This window comes from Aminobacter sp. P4_D5, assembly GCF_056401815.1.
In genome coordinates this window covers 26424-42282 of record NZ_JBFUIP010000018.1, presented here as the reverse complement: position 1 = coordinate 42282, position 15859 = coordinate 26424, and the positions used below count along the sequence as shown (strand labels likewise).

The window sequence follows — 15859 nt, the reverse complement described above, 5'->3', positions numbered from 1 at the left end:
ACGATGGAATTCATCAATTCGCCTGACGCCAAGACCCTCAAGCTGCCGTTCGGCCAGGCTGTGCGCGTTGGCGACATTCTTTATCTCTCGGGCGCGCTGGGCAACTGCCCGGGAACACTCGAACTCGTGTCCGACGGCATGGAAGCGGAAGCGCGCCAGACGATGGAGAACATTGCCATCGTGCTTAGGGAAAACGGGCTCGGCTTCGCCGACGTGTTCAAGTGCACGATCATGCTCGCCGACATGTCCAAGTGGGCCGACTTCAACAAAGTTTATATCGGCTATTTCGACCCGGACCGCTTGCCTGCGCGCTCGGCATTTGGCGTGAACGGTCTGGCGCTCGGCGCACAGGTCGAAATGGAATGCTGCGCTTATTTCAGCAAACGGACGAGCACCTGACCTCGCCTCACTTCAAAAACTGAACCCACTCTTCCAGCGGCGCCCGATCGGTGCGGAAGGTGCTCTCGGGCTTCGACGTGTCTTCATGGCCGAGCGCCATGCCGCAGACCACGACCTCTTCTTCGGGGATGCCGAGCACCGGCCTGATTTGGCGGTGATAGGGCGCGAACGCCGCCTGCGGGCAGGTGTGCAATCCCCGCGCCCGCGCAGCGATCATGATGTTCTGCAAGAACATGCCGTAGTCGATCCACGAGCCCTGGTTGAGCCGGCGATCGATGGTGAAGATCATGCCGACGGGCGCATCGAAGAACACGAAGTTGCGGTCGTGCTGGGCGCGCATGCGGTCGACGTCGCGCCGGCCGATACCGAGCGCGCTGTAGAGCCCGAAGCCATTGGCGCGGCGACGGCCGAGATAAGGCTCGAAAAACTGGTCAGGATAATATTTGTACTCGTCCCAGACAGCCTTTTCGGCGCGCACGCCTGAATTCAGGATCACATCGCCGATACGCTGCAGGGTCTCGCCGGAGGTCACATAGACCTTCCACGGCTGCATGTTGGTGCCCGAGGGCGCACGCGCGGCAACGTCGAGGATGTCGCGAATGACGGCCTCGTCGACAGGCGTCGGCAAGAAAGCGCGCACCGAGCGGCGCGAAATGATCGCTTCGTCGACGATATCGGTCTCATCGAACTTTTGCGGTTTTTGGTCCGGTGCCAGCATCAGCTGTCCCTATGGCATCGATCTTGTCGGAACGCCCCTCACCGCCCGTCCGAACCGAGCCTTTGCACTCTCGCCAAGAGTCTCGCAAGAGAAACTTGCTGTTCCATGAAAATGTGCTTGAAATTTTCATGGAGATGCCGTCCCATGAAATCTGTAGACAAAATTTCACGAGAGAACGCGATTGAGTCCCATAACCACCTTGGCGCGTAAGGAAAGAGAGATTGCCAGCGACCTGCTCGCCAACGATTTGCGCGCATTGCGCAAATCGCGTGGGCTGACGCTGACTGAGATCGCCTTGRAACTCGGACGTTCAGTCGGCTGGGTCAGCCAGGTCGAGCGCGGACTGTCGATACCCTCGATCGGCGACCTCAGGGCTTTCGCCGAACTGTTCGGCGTGCCGGTCAGCCTGTTCTTCGCCCATGAAGCGCCCGTCGAAGCCGAGCGCGGCGTGATCGTCCGGGCTGGGCGCCGCCGCAAGCTTGGCACAAGCGATTCCGGCCTGGTGGAAGAGCTATTGTCGCCCGATCTCGGCGGAAGCTTCGAAATGCTCCGCTCGATCTTCGCCCCGGGCGCCGAGTTGCGCGAACCGGCATCGCGACCGACCGAGGAAGCCGGTTACGTCGTTTCAGGCAGCTTCGACATCGAGATCGACGGCACGTGGCACAGGCTGGGCGCAGGCGACAGCTTTCGCTTCGACCACAAGCCGTTCCGGTGGAGGAACCCGGGATTTGTGCCGGCGGTGGTCATCTGGGTTGTATCGCCACCCGTCTATTGATCGCACGCAGGGAGGAAGACATGGCTGATTTGCCGAGCACGGCGCGCGTGGTGATCATCGGCGGAGGCGCGGTCGGCGTCTCCTCGCTCTATCACCTCGCCAAGGCAGGCTGGACCGATTGCGTCCTGCTCGAAAAGAACGAGCTGACCTCGGGTTCGACCTGGCACGCCGCCGGCAACGTACCGACCTTTTCGTCGTCCTGGTCGCTGATGAATATGCAGCGTTATTCGACCGAGCTTTATCGCGGGCTGGCGGCCGAAGTCGATTATCCGATGAACTACCATGTCACCGGCTCGCTGCGCCTTGCTCACAGCAAGGAGCGCATGCAGGAATTCCAGCGCGCCAAGGGCATGGGCCGCTACCAGGGCATGGACATCGAGGTGGTCGGCGTCGACGACATCAAGGCGCGCTACCCATTCATCGAAACGCACGACCTCAAGGGCGCGCTCTATGACCCCAACGACGGCGACATCGATCCCGCGCAGCTGACCCAGGCGCTGGCCAAGGGCGCGCGAGATATGGGTGCCAAGATCATCCGCTTCTGTCCGGTGCTATCGGTGCGCCGCGAGAACGACGAATGGGTGGTGGTCACTGGGCAAGGCGAAATCCGCTGCGAAAAAGTGGTCAACGCTGCAGGCTATCGCGCCGCCGAGGTCGGAAAGATGTTCGGCCGCGACGTGCCGATGATGGTGATGAGCCATCAATATATCCTGTTCGACGAAATCCCGGAGCTCGCCGCGTGGTCGCGCGAAGTGGGCAACAAACTGCCGCTGCTGCGCGACGTCGACACATCCTACTATCTGCGCCAGGAAAAGAACGGCATGAACCTTGGCCCCTATGAGCGCAACTGCCGAGCGCACTGGGCCACACCGGGCGATCCCATGCCGGCGGATTTCTCCTTCCAGCTTTATCCCGACGATCTCGACCGGCTCGAACACTATCTCAACGACGCCATCGCGCGCGTGCCGATCCTCGGCACCGCCGGCCTGTCCAAGGTCATCAACGGGCCGATCCCCTACGCGCCTGACGGCAACCCGCTGATCGGCCCCATGCCAGGCGTACCCAACGCCTTCGAGGCCTGCGTCTTCACCTTCGGCATAGCCCAGGCAGGTGGCGCCGGCAAAGTCCTTGCCGAATGGGTGACCAAGGGCGAGACCGAGTGGGACATGTGGTCGTGCGACCCGCGCCGTTTCACTTCTTTCGCCTCGGCCCCCGACTACGCGGTCGCCAAGGGCATGGAGGTCTACGGCCACGAATACGCCATCCACTTCCCCCGCCATGCCTGGCCGGCGGGGCGCAGCCGCAAGCTTTCGCCCGTCCACGACCGGATCGCAGCACTCGGCGCGCAATTCAACGCCTACAATGGCTGGGAACGCGCTACGTGGTACGCAAAGCCGGGCGATGACCTGTCCGAGCAGTCGACGCAGACTTTCGCCCGCTCAGGTCCATGGGAAAAGCGCATTCGCGAGGAATGCCTTGCCGTGCGCGATGCCGCCGGCATTCTCGACCTGCCCGGCTTCAGCCGCTTCAATCTCGACGGCCCTGGTGCCGCCGCGTGGCTGGACGAGCAGATCACAGGTGCCGTGCCCAAGGTCGGGCGTATCGGCCTTGCTTATTTCGCCGACGATCACGGCCGTATCGTCACCGAAATGTCGGTCGTGCGCCATTCCGAAAACCTGATGACACTGATCACGGCGGCCATCGCCCAGTGGCACGACTTCGAATGGCTGAAATCGCATATGCCGGCCGATGCCGCGTTCAAGCTGATCGACCGCACCGAGGAATTCTCTGCGCAGATCCTCGCCGGCCCGAACTCGCGGAAAATCCTGGTCGAAGTCTGCGAAGCTGATCTTTCCAAGCCATGGCTGACACATCAGGAAACCACCATCGCCGGCCGCTGGGCCAAGCTGGTCCGCGTTTCCTTCGCCGGCGAGCTTGGTTGGGAAATCCACACCAAGGTCGCCGATACCGCAGCCATCTTCGATGCCGTCTGGGCTTCTGGCCAGAAACACGGCCTGAAACCCTTCGGCATGTTCGCTCTCGATTCGCTCAGGCTCGAAAAAGGCTACCGCGCCTGGAAGGGCGATCTGTCGACCGACTACACCATTCTGCAAGGCGGTCTCGAGCGCTTCGTCAAATGGGACAAGCCGGAATTTCGCGGCAAGGCGGCCCTGCTCAGCGAGAAGCAGCAGGGGGCGAAGAAGCGTTTCGTCACGCTTGTCATCGACAATCCAGACGACTGCGACGCGCCCTACATGTCGACGCTCTGGCACAATGGCCAGATTGTCGGTGAGACCACGTCAGGAGGCTGGGGCCACAGGGTGGACAAATCGATTGCGCTGGGCATGCTGCGGGCCGATCTGGCCGCGCCCGGCACTGATGTGGAAGTCGAGATTTTCGGCGAGCGCTTCAAGGCGACGGTCCAGGAAGACAAGCCCTTGTGGGATCCCGAAAACGAAAGGCTCCGCTCCTAATGACACTTCCCTTCCCCGATCGGGCCTTTGGCGCCTTCATGTTCGACATGGACGGCACGATCCTGAGCTCGATTGCCTCCACAGAACGCGTCTGGACCGCCTGGGCGATCAAACATGGGCTCGACGTGGAAACCTTCCTGCCGACTATTCACGGTGTTCGCGCATACGAGACCATCAGCCGGCTGAACCTGCCGGGCATCGACCTGATGACCGAGATCGAGGAGTTAACGCAGGCCGAATTCGACGACGTCGACGGCATCGAACCCATCGACGGCGCATCCGCCTTTCTCAACACGCTGCCCGCCGAACGCTGGGCAATTGTGACGTCAGCGCCCCGCAGGTTGGCGATCCGCAGGCTTGAAGCGGCCGGCCTGCCCATTCCGCGACTGATGGTGACAGGTGAAGACGTTGCCAACGGCAAGCCTGCGCCCGACTGCTTCCTGCTTGGCGCCGAGCGGCTCGGCGCCAAGCCGCAGGACTGCCTGGTGTTCGAGGACGCACCGGCCGGCATCCAGGCGGCCGAGGCCGCAGGCACGCAGGTGCTTGTCATCACCGCCACGCACAATCATGCCGGTGGCACACCTCATCCTTCTGTTTCTGGCTACGGCGCGCTGACGTCCCGACTCGACAGTTCCAGCAGGCTGACGCTCGCCCGTCTTGCGACCCTCATGGACGTGGGAGCCTGACATGCCCAAACCCTCATCGCGCATTTCCGGCATCGTTCCCTCAGGCAAGGATGGCTGGGAGGTGCATTTCGCCGCCATGACGCGTCAGCAGGCTGGCGAAGACATCATTATGCTGTCGGTCGGCGACCATGACTTCGACACGCCGAGCGAAACCGTCGAGGCATGTGTCGCCGCCGTTCGTGCTGGCTTCCATCATTATACCCAGCTTCCCGGCCTGCCGCGGCTGCGTGCCGCGATGGCGAGGGCTTCGACCCGCTGTACCGGCATCGACACCGCCCTTTCCGAGATCATCGCCACCCCCGGCGGCCAGGCCGCGCTCTATGCGGCCGTGCAGGCAACGCATGATCCAGGTGACCATGCCATCGTTGTTGCGCCCTATTACGCCACTTATCCTGGGACTTTCCGCGCGGCCGGCGCCAGCTACACCGTCGTAGAAGCGCAGGCATCAGATGGCTTCCAACCGCGTGCTGCCGACATCGAAAAAACGCTCAAGCCCAACACGCGCTCGATCCTGATCAACACGCCCAACAATCCGACAGGTGCTGTCTATTCCCGCAGGTGCCTCGAAGACATCGCCGAGCTTTGCGTCCGCCACGACCTGTGGCTGCTCTCCGACGAGGTCTACTGGACACTCGGCGGCGGTGAGCACGTTTCCCCGCGCGCCCTGCCCGGCATGGCCGAACGCACGCTGGTCATCAACTCGATGTCGAAGAGCCACGGCATGACCGGCTGGCGCATCGGCTGGCTGACCGCGCCGGCCGATCTCGTTTCGCTGGTCATCAACCTCAACCTTGTGACCACCTACGGCCTGACCGATTTTGTCAGCCGCGCTGCGATCGAGGCGCTGGAGAAGGACTACGGCGTCCAGAACATYGCCAAAACCTATGCCGACCGCCGCAACCTGTTCATCAACGAGGTGCGCGGGCTCAACAATGTCACCGTGCGCGGCTCAGAGGGCGGCATGTATGTCATGCTCGATATCAGTGCCATTGAGCCGGATTGCGAGAAGTTCGCCTGGGACCTGCTTGAAGCAGAGAAGGTCGCCGTCATGCCGGGCATAAGCTTCGGCGATGCCGCCGCAGGCCACATCCGCGTCAGTCTGTGCCAGCCCGACGAAGTCCTCAAGGAAGCCGCCGGCCGCCTGAGGCGCTTCGCCACCAGCTACGAGAGATCTGCTGCATGACCGGACTTCCCGCCCGTGCCCGCGCCGTCATCATCGGCGGCGGTGTATCAGGCTGCTCAGTCGCCTATCATCTGGCGAAGCTTGGCTGGACCGATATCGTGCTTTTGGAGCGCAAGCAGCTCACCTCAGGCACGACATGGCACGCGGCGGGATTGATCGGGCAGTTGCGCGCCTCGCAGAACATGACACGGCTCGCCAAATATTCGGCCGACCTCTACGTCAAGCTCGAGGCCGAAACCGGCGTGGCCACCGGCATGCGCCAGGTCGGCTCGATCACGGTGGCGCTGACCGAGGAGCGCAAGCACGAGATCTATCGCCAAGCCTCCCTGGCGCGCGCGTTCAATGTCGACGTGCGCGAGATTTCGCCTAGCGAAGTCAAGGAGATGTACCCGCATCTCAACGTGTCTGACGTGGTTGGCGCGGTGCATTTGCCGCTCGACGGCCAGTGCGACCCGGCGAATATTGCGATGGCCTTGGCCAAAGGCGCTCGCCAGCGCGGCGCCAAAATCGTCGAAAACGTCAAGGTATCAAAGGTTCACACCAGGGATGGTCGCGTCTCGGGTGTTTCCTGGGCGCAAGGCGGCGAACAAGGCACCATCGAGACCGACATCGTCATCAACTGCGCCGGCATGTGGGCGCGCGAACTGGGCGCCCAGAACGGCGTCACCATCCCGCTGCACGCCTGCGAACATTTTTACCTCGTCACCGAGGCGATAAAGGGCCTTGGCCGCCTGCCGGTGCTGCGCGTGCCCGACGAATGCGCCTACTACAAGGAAGACGCGGGCAAGATGATGCTCGGCGCCTTCGAGCCGGTCGCCAAGCCATGGGGCATGGACGGCATCCGCGAGGATTTCTGCTTCGACCAGTTACCGGAAGACATGGATCACTTCGCGCCGATCCTCGAAATGGGCGTGAACCGCATGCCGATGCTGGAAACCGCCGGCATTCATACCTTCTTCAACGGCCCCGAAAGCTTCACGCCTGACGACCGCTATTATCTCGGCGAAGCACCGGAAGTGCGCGGCTACTGGGTGGCCGCGGGCTACAATTCGATCGGCATCGTCTCCTCCGGCGGCGCCGGCATGGCGCTGGCGCAATGGATTCATGACGGAGAAGCGCCGTTCGACCTGTGGGAGGTCGATATCCGCCGCGCCCAGCCATTCCAGAAGAACCGTCGTTACCTCAAGGAGCGTGTGTCGGAGACGCTCGGTCTGCTTTACGCCGATCACTTCCCTTACCGCCAGATGGCGACCTCGCGGAACGTCAGGCGATCCCCCCTCCACGAGCACCTGAAAGCGCGGGGCGCGGTGTTCGGCGAGGTCGCCGGCTGGGAGCGCGCCAACTGGTTCGCAAGAGAGGGCCAGGAGCGCGAGTATCACTATTCGTGGAAGCGGCAGAACTGGTTCGACAACCAGCGCGCCGAGCACCTCGCCGTACGGAACGGCGTCGGCCTGTTCGACATGACGTCCTTCGGCAAGATCCGCATCGAGGGCCGCGACGCGCTCACCTTCCTGCAAAAACTCTGCGCCAACGACATGGACGTCGCGCCGGGCAAGATCGTCTACACGCAGATGCTCAACCAGCGCGGCGGCATCGAAAGCGACCTCACCGTCTCGCGGCTGTCGGCGTCCGCCTTCCTCGCCGTCGTTCCCGGCGCCACGCTGCAACGCGACCTCGCGTGGTTCAGGAAACATCTGGCCGACGAATTCGTCGTCATCACCGATGTCACCGCTTCTGAAAGCGTATTGTGCTTGATGGGGCCAAAGTCTCGGGAACTGATCCAGAAGGTCAGCCCCAACGATTTCTCAAATGAGAACAACCCGTTCGGAACATTTCAGGAGATTGAAATCGGCATGGGCCTCGCCCGCGCCCATCGGGTCACCTATGTCGGCGAACTCGGCTGGGAGCTTTATATCTCGACCGACCAAACCGCCCATGTCTTCGAAGCCATCGAGGAAGCCGGTGCGGACATGGGCTTGAAACTCTGTGGTCTGCACACGCTCGATTCCTGCCGCATCGAAAAAGCCTTCCGCCATTTCGGCCACGACATCACCGACGAGGACCATGTGCTGGAAGCCGGCCTCGGCTTTGCGGTGAAGACGGCAAAAGGCGATTTCCTCGGCCGTGATGCCGTCCTGCGCAAGAAGGAGGCCGGCCTCGACCGCCGCCTCGTGCAATTCCGTCTCACCGATCCTGAGCCCCTGCTTTTCCACAACGAGGCCATTGTCCGCGACGGCAAAATCGTCGGCACGATCACATCGGGCAACTATGGCCACTATCTCGGCGGCGCCATCGGCCTCGGTTATGTCCCCAGCAAGAACGAAACCGAAGCCGATGTGCTTGGCTCGTCCTATGGGATCGAAATCGCCGGCGGACGGTTCAAGGCGGAAGCATCGCTCAAGCCGATGTATGATCCCAAGTCCGAGCGCGTGCGGATGTAGCACCCCTTACAAAAAAGGCTGCGCTGACATATTCAGTCCAAGGCGAGTTTGATCGGCGAGGTCTGATTGTGACGAAACAGAAGCGACGCGTCTGGTGGGGCGACTTCAAGGCGGCCGACTTCGCGTCGATCGACCCTGAAAGGACAATCGCCGTCGTCCCCGTCGCGGCCATCGAGCAGCACGGCCCGCATCTGCCTGTGTCCACCGACCTCGCCATCATGGAGGGCATGCTGGCAGAGGTTTTTGCCCTTCTTCCCGAAAACCTGGACGCCCGCTTCCTGCCCATCCAGGCCGTCGGAAAATCCGACGAGCACATCTACGCGCCGGGCACGCTGAGCCTGCCGGCAAGCATCCTGGTCGACGCTTGGACGGAGATCAGCGCATCCGTCGCACGCGCCGGAATACGCAAATTCGTCTTTGTCACCTCGCACGGCGGCAATGAAGAGGTGATGGGCATCGTCTCACGCGAGCTGCGCGTCCGTTTCGGCGCGCTGTCGGTGCGCTCGAGCTGGGGTCGCTTCGGCCATCCCGACGGTCTCTATTCGCCGCGCGAGGTCCAGCTCGGCATCCATGGCGGCGACGTCGAGACGTCGCTGATGCTGCATTTCCGTCCCCATTTGGTCGACATGGCGAAAGCCGAGAACTTCGACTCGAGCTTCGAGCGCGCCGAGGGCGAATTCGAGCTGTTGCGCCCGCACGGTCCGCACGGCTTTTCCTGGATTGCCGGCGATCTCAACCCGCATGGGGTGGTCGGCAAAGCTGCAATCGCCACCGCCGAAAAAGGCCGCCTCACGGCTAGCCATCAGGCCGAAGGCTTCGTCCGTCTGCTGCAGGATATCCGCAAGGCGAAGCTATCGGAGTGGCTGATCTAGCCGACCAGCGCCCGCCAGGCCTCGAAATAGTCGCGCAGCGGTTCGTTGGCCGTTGCGTCCACAGCCCGGAACGCCGGCTGGCGGACGGCATCGGGCGCTACCAGCAAAGYCGCGCCCAGGCTTGTGCCTGTCGCACTGCCGGAACCGGAGAGCACGTTGCGGCCGGTGGCTGCGGCAAGCATCGTGCAATAGACGCGGTTTCTTGCAAACGGCCCCTCGACGATCACCGGCCCGCCCGCACCGGTCAGCTCCAAACAGATCGCCGTCATCATCGCCAGATAGAGCGACACGGCTGCGAAGCGCTCGCCAGGCGATTGCGGCTCGCCCAGCCAGGACGACTGTCGGTTCGGAAACGGGCCGGATCCCTGCTGGACCGAAGGTAGCAGCATCACCGAGGCCGCGAGGACCGCTGCCAGATCGGTATCGTCGCAATCCTCCCTGCCCGGCTCGACAGACAGCGAGAATTCTCGCCCGCCCATGAAGCGCGCGGAAGCGACGGGTTCACCAAGCGCGTCGACGTTGACCAGACAGTCACGCGCCGGATCAAGATTTTGGGGCGCACCGCCAACCGAGAGCACGACGACCCACGTGCCGGTCGACACCACCGAAAATGGTGAGGTCTGCTGGAGCAGATGCGGATAGAGCGAGGCGTTTGAATCATGGATGCCGCAGAATACCGGCGCGTCCTGACGTATGCCGATTTCCTCGGCAAGGTCTGGCAAGACGGTGCCGAGCAGGTCGGCGGCCTTGCGCACCGGCGCCATGCGCTGGTGCCAGCCCATCCGGTCGATCAGGCTCGACCATGTTCCCTTCGCCGGCTGCCAAAGATCGGTATGGCAGCCCAGCGATGTCGTTTCGTTGGCAAGCACGCCGCACAAGCGGAACGCCCAATACTGGGGATAGGTGACGATGGTCGAAACCAGCGCGAAATCGTCAGGAAATGCCGTGGCTTGCCAGAACAGCTGCGCACCGAGGTTGAGCCCGAGCGGCAGGCGCGGCGTACCAGTCTCGCCAAAGGGCGGACGCGCTGCGTCATACTCTTCCGAAAGGCTGTCGGGACCATCATGCTCGTAATCGAGTATCGGCATGGCAAGCGCCCCATCGGCGGCGAGCAGTGCGGCCGTAGCGCCATGCGTCGTCACCGAGATCGCGTCGATCGGACGCTCGCCCTGAAGGTCGGCCAGGCTCCGCTTGATGAACGTCCACAGCGCCTCGCAATCGAAGTGTGGGTAGATGCCATCGCGGACCACGACATTGGGCGTGCGGCGAACCGCGATTTCCGACAGCGTTTCGAGATCGACCAGCGCCACCTTGGCATTGGTCTTGCCGATGTCGATGACGGCGACGGTGCTGGGCCTGGTCATTTCATATGGAAGACGGTTTGCAGCGGCACGGAGAGCGGCTCGTTGTCCGGTTTGGTGGCCATGATGTCGGCCATATGCGCCCACCAGCGTTTCATGACGGGATGGTCCGGCAGTGCATCCATTGTGTGGTCCGCGCGACGCCACAACACGCCGAATAGCGTGTTGGCCTCCTCGTCGAGATGGATCGAATAGTCGGAAACGCCGGCATCCCTCAGCAGCGTCACCAGCTCCGGCCAGATCTCGTCATGGCGCTTGATGTACTCGGCCTTCATGCCTGCCTTAAACTTCATCTTGAAGGCATATTTCTCGGCACTCATGCCAGACGTCCCCTGCTGAAGCGGCCCCAAAGGATCGGCAGCGCGATGACCAGGATCAGAAGCAGACCGATGAAGATCGACATGACGATGCCGGGCACGTTGAGCAAACCCAGACCGAAAGTGACCAGCCCCATGATGAGGGCTGCCAGCACCACGCCCAAGATGGAACCCGCGCCGCCGAGAATGCTCACTCCACCAAGCACCACCATGGTGATGACTTCGAGCTCATAGCCTTGCGCGATGGAAGGCCGCGTCGACCCGAGCCGGGAGGTGATCAACACCGCCGCCATGCCTGACATCAGACCGGTGAGGCAAAAGAGCACGAACTTGATCCGCCCGACGCGCAGGCCGGAAAACTGCGCCGCGACTGCGTTGTTGCCAATCGCAAAGATGCGCCGACCGAAACTCGTACGGTGCAGCACGAACCAGTAGATGACGGCCGCAAGCGCAAACAGTGCAACCTCGAACGAGAATACCCACCAGACATAGCCCTGGCCGAAGAAGGCGAAGGACGCAGGGTAACCCTTGTAGGCCTGGTCGCCGAGGATGATGAAGGCCGTGCCGCGAAACAAGCTCATCGTGCCGATGGTGACGACAATCGACGGCAGGCCAAGGCCAGTCACCAGCAGACCGTTGAAGGCGCCGCAAGCAAGGCCAACGCCGACGCCGATCAGCACAAGGCCTGGCGTGTCGACACCGACCTGCGCCGCCATGCCCATCATGGTCGAGGCAAGTGCGATGATCGCCGCCACGGACAGGTCTATCTCGCCCGATATGATAAGCAGCGCCATCGCGAGCGCGATCAGGCCCTTTTCGGTGAAGTTGAAGGTCAGATCGGAGAGCGACCAGACGTCGAGGAAATAAGGTGAGGCAAAGCTGTTGACGATGAAGATCGCAACCGCGACCGCGACAAGCAGCGCCTCCCACGAGAGGATCGCCGAGCGGAGCGGTTTGTCGAGCCGGTCGGGAATGTGTCGCGGGACGGGAGTGGTGTCGGTCGCGCTCATGCCGTTTCCGCCTTCCTCAGGATGATACGGCCCTGCTTGCGCTCGCCGCGCGCGTTGAGCACCACGGCAAGCAGGATGGCGCTGCCCGAGATCGCCATCTGCCAGAAGGGCGATATGTTAATCACCGGAAGTGCCGTCGAGATGATGCCGAGAAACAGTGCGCCGAGCACGGCACCCGCGACCGAACCGATGCCGCCAGCGATCGAAATACCGCCGATGACGCAGGCCGCGATGATGTTGAGCTCATAGCCATTGGCGACCTCGACCGAGGCGATGACGTAGCGCGAAATCCAAAGATAGCCGCACAGGCCAGCCACGGCGCCCGAGATACAGAAGGCGAGGAACTTAGTGCGGCCGACATCGATGCCGGCATAGATCGAGGCCGTCGGGTTGACGCCAATGGCATAAAGCGAGCGGCCGACCGAGGTCCTGGTCATCAGCACGAAGAACAGGGCAATGACAACGATGGCGATCCACGACAAAACCGGCACGCCGATCAGTTGCACGCGCTGCAGCCCAACAAAGGCCGGGCTCATCTGGTCGGCGTTGACCCAGGCACCGCCCGAAATCAGGAAGGTAGCGCCGCGATAGATGGTCAGCGTGCCGAGGGTGACGACAATCGATGGGATGCCGAGCTTCCAGACCAGCATGCCGTTGAGCGCGCCGAGCAACAGGCCGACGCCAATGGCAACCAGCATCAACAGTGGGATCGGAAACGCCGGGAACGCGGCGTTGATCATCGCCACCACCATGCCGGTGAAGGCGAGATTGGAAGCCATCGACAGGTCAATCGAGCGGGTCAGGATGACCACCATCTGCCCGAGTGCCAGGATCATCAGGATAGAGGTGTCATTGAACACCGTCGCCAGATTGCCGGGGCGGGCAAAGCCGGGAAAGCGAACGGAGATAAGCCCAACGAGGGCGGCAATTGCGGCGAGCAGCCAGATTTCGCGATATTTCGTCAGCGTCTTCATGCGGCGATTCCCGCAGCGGTCTGAACCAGCGTCACCGCGTCGAGCCCATTGTTGTCGTAGACAGCCGCAATGCGACCTTCGCGCATGACCACCACCCTGTCGGACATGCCGAGGATTTCGGGCAGTTCGGACGACACCATGATGACGGAGAGCCCCTGCGCCACCAATTCCGCCATGAAGGCATGGACGGCGGCCTTGGAGCCGATGTCGATGCCCTTGGTCGGCTCGTCGAGGATGATCACCTTGGGATCGGTGGCGAGCCACTTGGCGATGACCACCTTCTGCTGGTTGCCACCCGACAGCGTGCCGACATCCTGGCTGAGCGAGGATGCGCGCAGGTCGAGCCGCTCGGTGTATTTGCGCGCCAGGGCGAATTCGTCCTTCAGCCGCAGCACGCCGGATTTCGAGGTGCGCTTGAGCGATGGCAGCGAGACGTTCTTGAAGATCGGCATGCCGATGACGACGCCCTGCTTGCCGCGTTCTTCCGGCACATAGACGACGCCTGCCTCGATGGCTTCCGCGGCGGAGCGCGGCGCGACAGGCGCTCCGTCCAGCGTCATGCTGCCACGGCTAGTCCTTGTGATGCCGAAGATCGCATGCATGAGTTCGCTGCGGCCAGCGCCGACGAGACCGTAGAAGCCGAGAATCTCGCCCTTGTGCAGTTCGAAGCTGATTCCGTCGAATTCGGTCGGGTGCGAAAGGTCCGAAACACTCAGCACCGCTGCACCGATCTGCGGCTTTCGTTCAGGGAAGATATGATCGACGGAGCGGCCGACCATCATCTTGACGATTTCGTTTTGGCTGGCATCGGCGAGCATCCCCTCGCCGATCATCTCGCCATCGCGGAAGACGGTGTAGCGCTCGGCGATGCGATAGATCTCATCGAATTTGTGGCTGATGAACAGTATCGCCTTGCCCTCGCGCTTGAGCAGCTCGATCAGCTCGAACAGGTCCTCGATCTCCTTGGTTGACAAAGCAGCCGTCGGCTCGTCCATGATGACAATCTGTGCGTCGATCGACATGGCGCGGGCGACCGCCACCAGATGCTTGTTGGCGATGCCGAGATCCTTGAGGCGCGCGTCGGGATCTATATGGGCAGCACCCATGACCTTCAGCACCTCGCTTGCCCGACTGCGCATGGCGCGCCAGTCGATAGTGCCGAAGCGGGTCCGTGGCGCATGGCCCAGGAAGATGTTTTCGGCCACGGACAGGTCGTCGAACAGCACGGTTTCCTGGTGGATCGCGGTGATGCCCTGCTCGAACGCGTCATGCGCGCTGGCGAGCGAAACCTGCGAGCCATCGACCGTGATGGTACCGGCGTCGGGCCGGTAGATGCCGGTCAAGATTTTGACCAGCGTCGACTTGCCGGCGCCGTTTTCACCGATCAGTGCTGTCACCTGTCCAGGATAAAGCGACAGCCCGACATTGTGCAGCGCGCGCACGCCCGGGAACGTCTTGGTCACGCCAGTAAGCGTCAGCCGGGGCGTTGCCGGATGATCCCGCATAGGCGTCTGGGTCGTGTGGGCTTTCGTATCCATATCCGTCTCAGGCCCTGTGGCAGGTCTGGGGGAAAGGCGCGGCGGGACAACAGCCCCGCCGGCCATGGCGTTCCGAGATCAGTAGATCTTCGAGAACTCTTCGATGTTTTTCTTGTCGAAGGTGAAGGGTGCGGCCATCGGCGCCGAATTGGTGTCGTCGAGCGTGACTTCACCGACGCGGCCGATCGAAAGCTTGGCGCCTGGCTTGGCTTCCATCTTCTTCACCGCCAGATCATGAGCGAGGTAGACGGCGGAATAGCCAAGGTCGATCGGGTTCCACAAAGCGACCGCCTGCGAAGCACCGTTGTCGATGAACTTCTTGAATTCGGACGGCAGCGCGAGGCCCGTAACATTGACCTTGCCGATCAGGTTCTCGTCGGTGACGACCTGGGCTGCTGCAACGACACCTACAGTAGTCGGTGCGATGATCGCCTTGAGGTTCGGATACGACTTCAGCAGGCCCTTGGCTTCGTCGGTGCTCTTGGCAGAGTCGTCATCGCCATAGACGGTCGCGACGAGATTGATCTTGGGGAACTTCTCCGGCAGCGCCTTCTTGGCCGCTTCGATCCAGGCATTCTGGTTGGTCGCGGTCGAGGACGCCGACAAGATGGCAACGTCGCCGCCTTCAGGCAGATAATCGGCGGCGAGCTTGATGATGGTCTCGCCGATCAGGTTGGTGTCGGACGGGTTGAGGTGGACCTGACGGCCTTCAGGCGCGACGCCCGAATCCCAGGAGATGACGGTGATGCCGCGTTCCATCGCCTTCTTGAGAGCCGGCACCAACGCGTCGGCGTCATTGGCGGAAATGGCGATCGCATTGACCTTTTGGGCGATCAGCGCGTTGATCACCTCGATCTGCGCTTCGGCGGTAGCCTTGGTCGGGCCGGTGTAGATCACCTCGACATCGCCGAGTTCCTTGGCCGCCTCTTGCGCGCCCTTGTTGGCGGCATCGAAGAAGCCGTTGCCGAGCGACTTCACCACCAGGGCGATCTTGACGTTTTCGGCATGCGCGGCAGTCGCGAACATGGCGGCCGACAATGCTGCGGCAACCATCAGTTTCCTCAGAATGCTCATCGTTTCCTCCCTAGAGCGTTGCATTCCATCAGCACTG

General features: G+C 62.3%; 14 protein-coding genes. 7 read left to right on the top strand and 7 right to left on the bottom strand.

The genetic code is table 11. The features are described 5' to 3' along the window. Nucleotides 1-3 precede the first annotated feature (3 nt). Nucleotides 4-399 (top strand): Rid family hydrolase, encoded by a 396-nt coding sequence (locus AC1DWF_RS06640; RefSeq protein ID WP_476784041.1) that lies wholly within the window; start codon nucleotides 4-6, stop codon nucleotides 397-399. 7 nt (nucleotides 400-406) lie between these two features. On the opposite strand, the gene AC1DWF_RS06635 is transcribed toward AC1DWF_RS06640, so the two are convergent. Further along, entirely contained in the window at nucleotides 407-1117 is a 711-nt protein-coding gene (locus AC1DWF_RS06635; RefSeq protein ID WP_476788313.1) for a nitroreductase, read from the bottom strand. A gap of 181 nt (nucleotides 1118-1298) precedes the next feature. On the opposite strand from AC1DWF_RS06635, the gene AC1DWF_RS06630 reads away from it, so the two are divergent. The 6 genes from AC1DWF_RS06630 (at nucleotide 1299) to AC1DWF_RS06605 (ending at nucleotide 9548) form a co-directional block, all read left to right on the top strand. Beyond that, a complete protein-coding gene (locus AC1DWF_RS06630; protein ID WP_476841538.1) occupies nucleotides 1299-1892 on the top strand; it encodes a helix-turn-helix domain-containing protein in 594 nt (197 codons plus the stop codon). 20 nt (nucleotides 1893-1912) lie between these two features. Further along, entirely contained in the window at nucleotides 1913-4366 is a 2454-nt protein-coding gene (locus AC1DWF_RS06625) for a GcvT family protein (RefSeq protein WP_476783231.1), read from the top strand. Beyond that, nucleotides 4366-5052 carry an HAD-IA family hydrolase gene (locus AC1DWF_RS06620; RefSeq protein ID WP_476804233.1) on the top strand — a complete coding sequence of 229 codons (687 nt, stop codon included), beginning with the start codon at nucleotides 4366-4368 and terminating at the stop codon, nucleotides 5050-5052. The genes AC1DWF_RS06625 and AC1DWF_RS06620 overlap by 1 nt, the downstream gene beginning before the upstream one ends. 1 nt (nucleotide 5053) lies before the next feature. Next, nucleotides 5054-6235, top strand: coding sequence for a pyridoxal phosphate-dependent aminotransferase (locus AC1DWF_RS06615; protein WP_476783229.1), 1182 nt, complete (start codon nucleotides 5054-5056; stop codon nucleotides 6233-6235). Then, nucleotides 6232-8676: a GcvT family protein gene (locus AC1DWF_RS06610; RefSeq protein WP_476788316.1), complete on the top strand. Its 2445-nt coding sequence runs from the start codon at nucleotides 6232-6234 to the stop codon at nucleotides 8674-8676. Before AC1DWF_RS06615 ends, AC1DWF_RS06610 begins: the two co-directional genes overlap by 4 nt. Before the next feature lie 68 nt (nucleotides 8677-8744). Beyond that, entirely contained in the window at nucleotides 8745-9548 is an 804-nt protein-coding gene (locus tag AC1DWF_RS06605; RefSeq protein ID WP_476788317.1) for a creatininase family protein, read from the top strand. On the opposite strand, the gene AC1DWF_RS06600 is transcribed toward AC1DWF_RS06605, so the two are convergent. The 6 genes from AC1DWF_RS06600 to rhaS all read right to left on the bottom strand — a co-directional run bounded on the left by AC1DWF_RS06600 (nucleotide 9545) and on the right by rhaS (nucleotide 15822). Next, nucleotides 9545-10912, bottom strand: coding sequence for an FGGY-family carbohydrate kinase (locus AC1DWF_RS06600; protein ID WP_476841537.1), 1368 nt, complete (start codon nucleotides 10910-10912; stop codon nucleotides 9545-9547). The two genes, AC1DWF_RS06605 and AC1DWF_RS06600, sit on opposite strands and share 4 nt — an antisense overlap. Next, the gene (gene rhaM, locus AC1DWF_RS06595) at nucleotides 10909-11229 is read right to left on the bottom strand and encodes an L-rhamnose mutarotase (protein ID WP_476783225.1); all 321 of its coding nucleotides are present in this window, start codon (nucleotides 11227-11229) and stop codon (nucleotides 10909-10911) included. The genes AC1DWF_RS06600 and rhaM overlap by 4 nt, the downstream gene beginning before the upstream one ends. Next, on the bottom strand, nucleotides 11226-12236 hold the full coding sequence (locus AC1DWF_RS06590; RefSeq protein WP_476788319.1) for an ABC transporter permease: 1011 nt from the start codon (nucleotides 12234-12236) through the stop codon (nucleotides 11226-11228). The genes rhaM and AC1DWF_RS06590 overlap by 4 nt, the downstream gene beginning before the upstream one ends. After that, nucleotides 12233-13210, bottom strand: a complete 978-nt coding sequence (locus tag AC1DWF_RS06585) for an ABC transporter permease (RefSeq protein WP_476783223.1) — start codon at nucleotides 13208-13210, stop codon at nucleotides 12233-12235. Before AC1DWF_RS06585 ends, AC1DWF_RS06590 begins: the two co-directional genes overlap by 4 nt. Further along, entirely contained in the window at nucleotides 13207-14748 is a 1542-nt protein-coding gene (locus tag AC1DWF_RS06580) for a sugar ABC transporter ATP-binding protein (protein WP_476788320.1), read from the bottom strand. Before AC1DWF_RS06580 ends, AC1DWF_RS06585 begins: the two co-directional genes overlap by 4 nt. Nucleotides 14749-14826: 78 nt before the next feature. Then, the gene (gene rhaS, locus AC1DWF_RS06575) at nucleotides 14827-15822 is read right to left on the bottom strand and encodes a rhamnose ABC transporter substrate-binding protein (protein WP_109576376.1); all 996 of its coding nucleotides are present in this window, start codon (nucleotides 15820-15822) and stop codon (nucleotides 14827-14829) included. Between the last annotated feature and the right edge of the window lie 37 nt (nucleotides 15823-15859).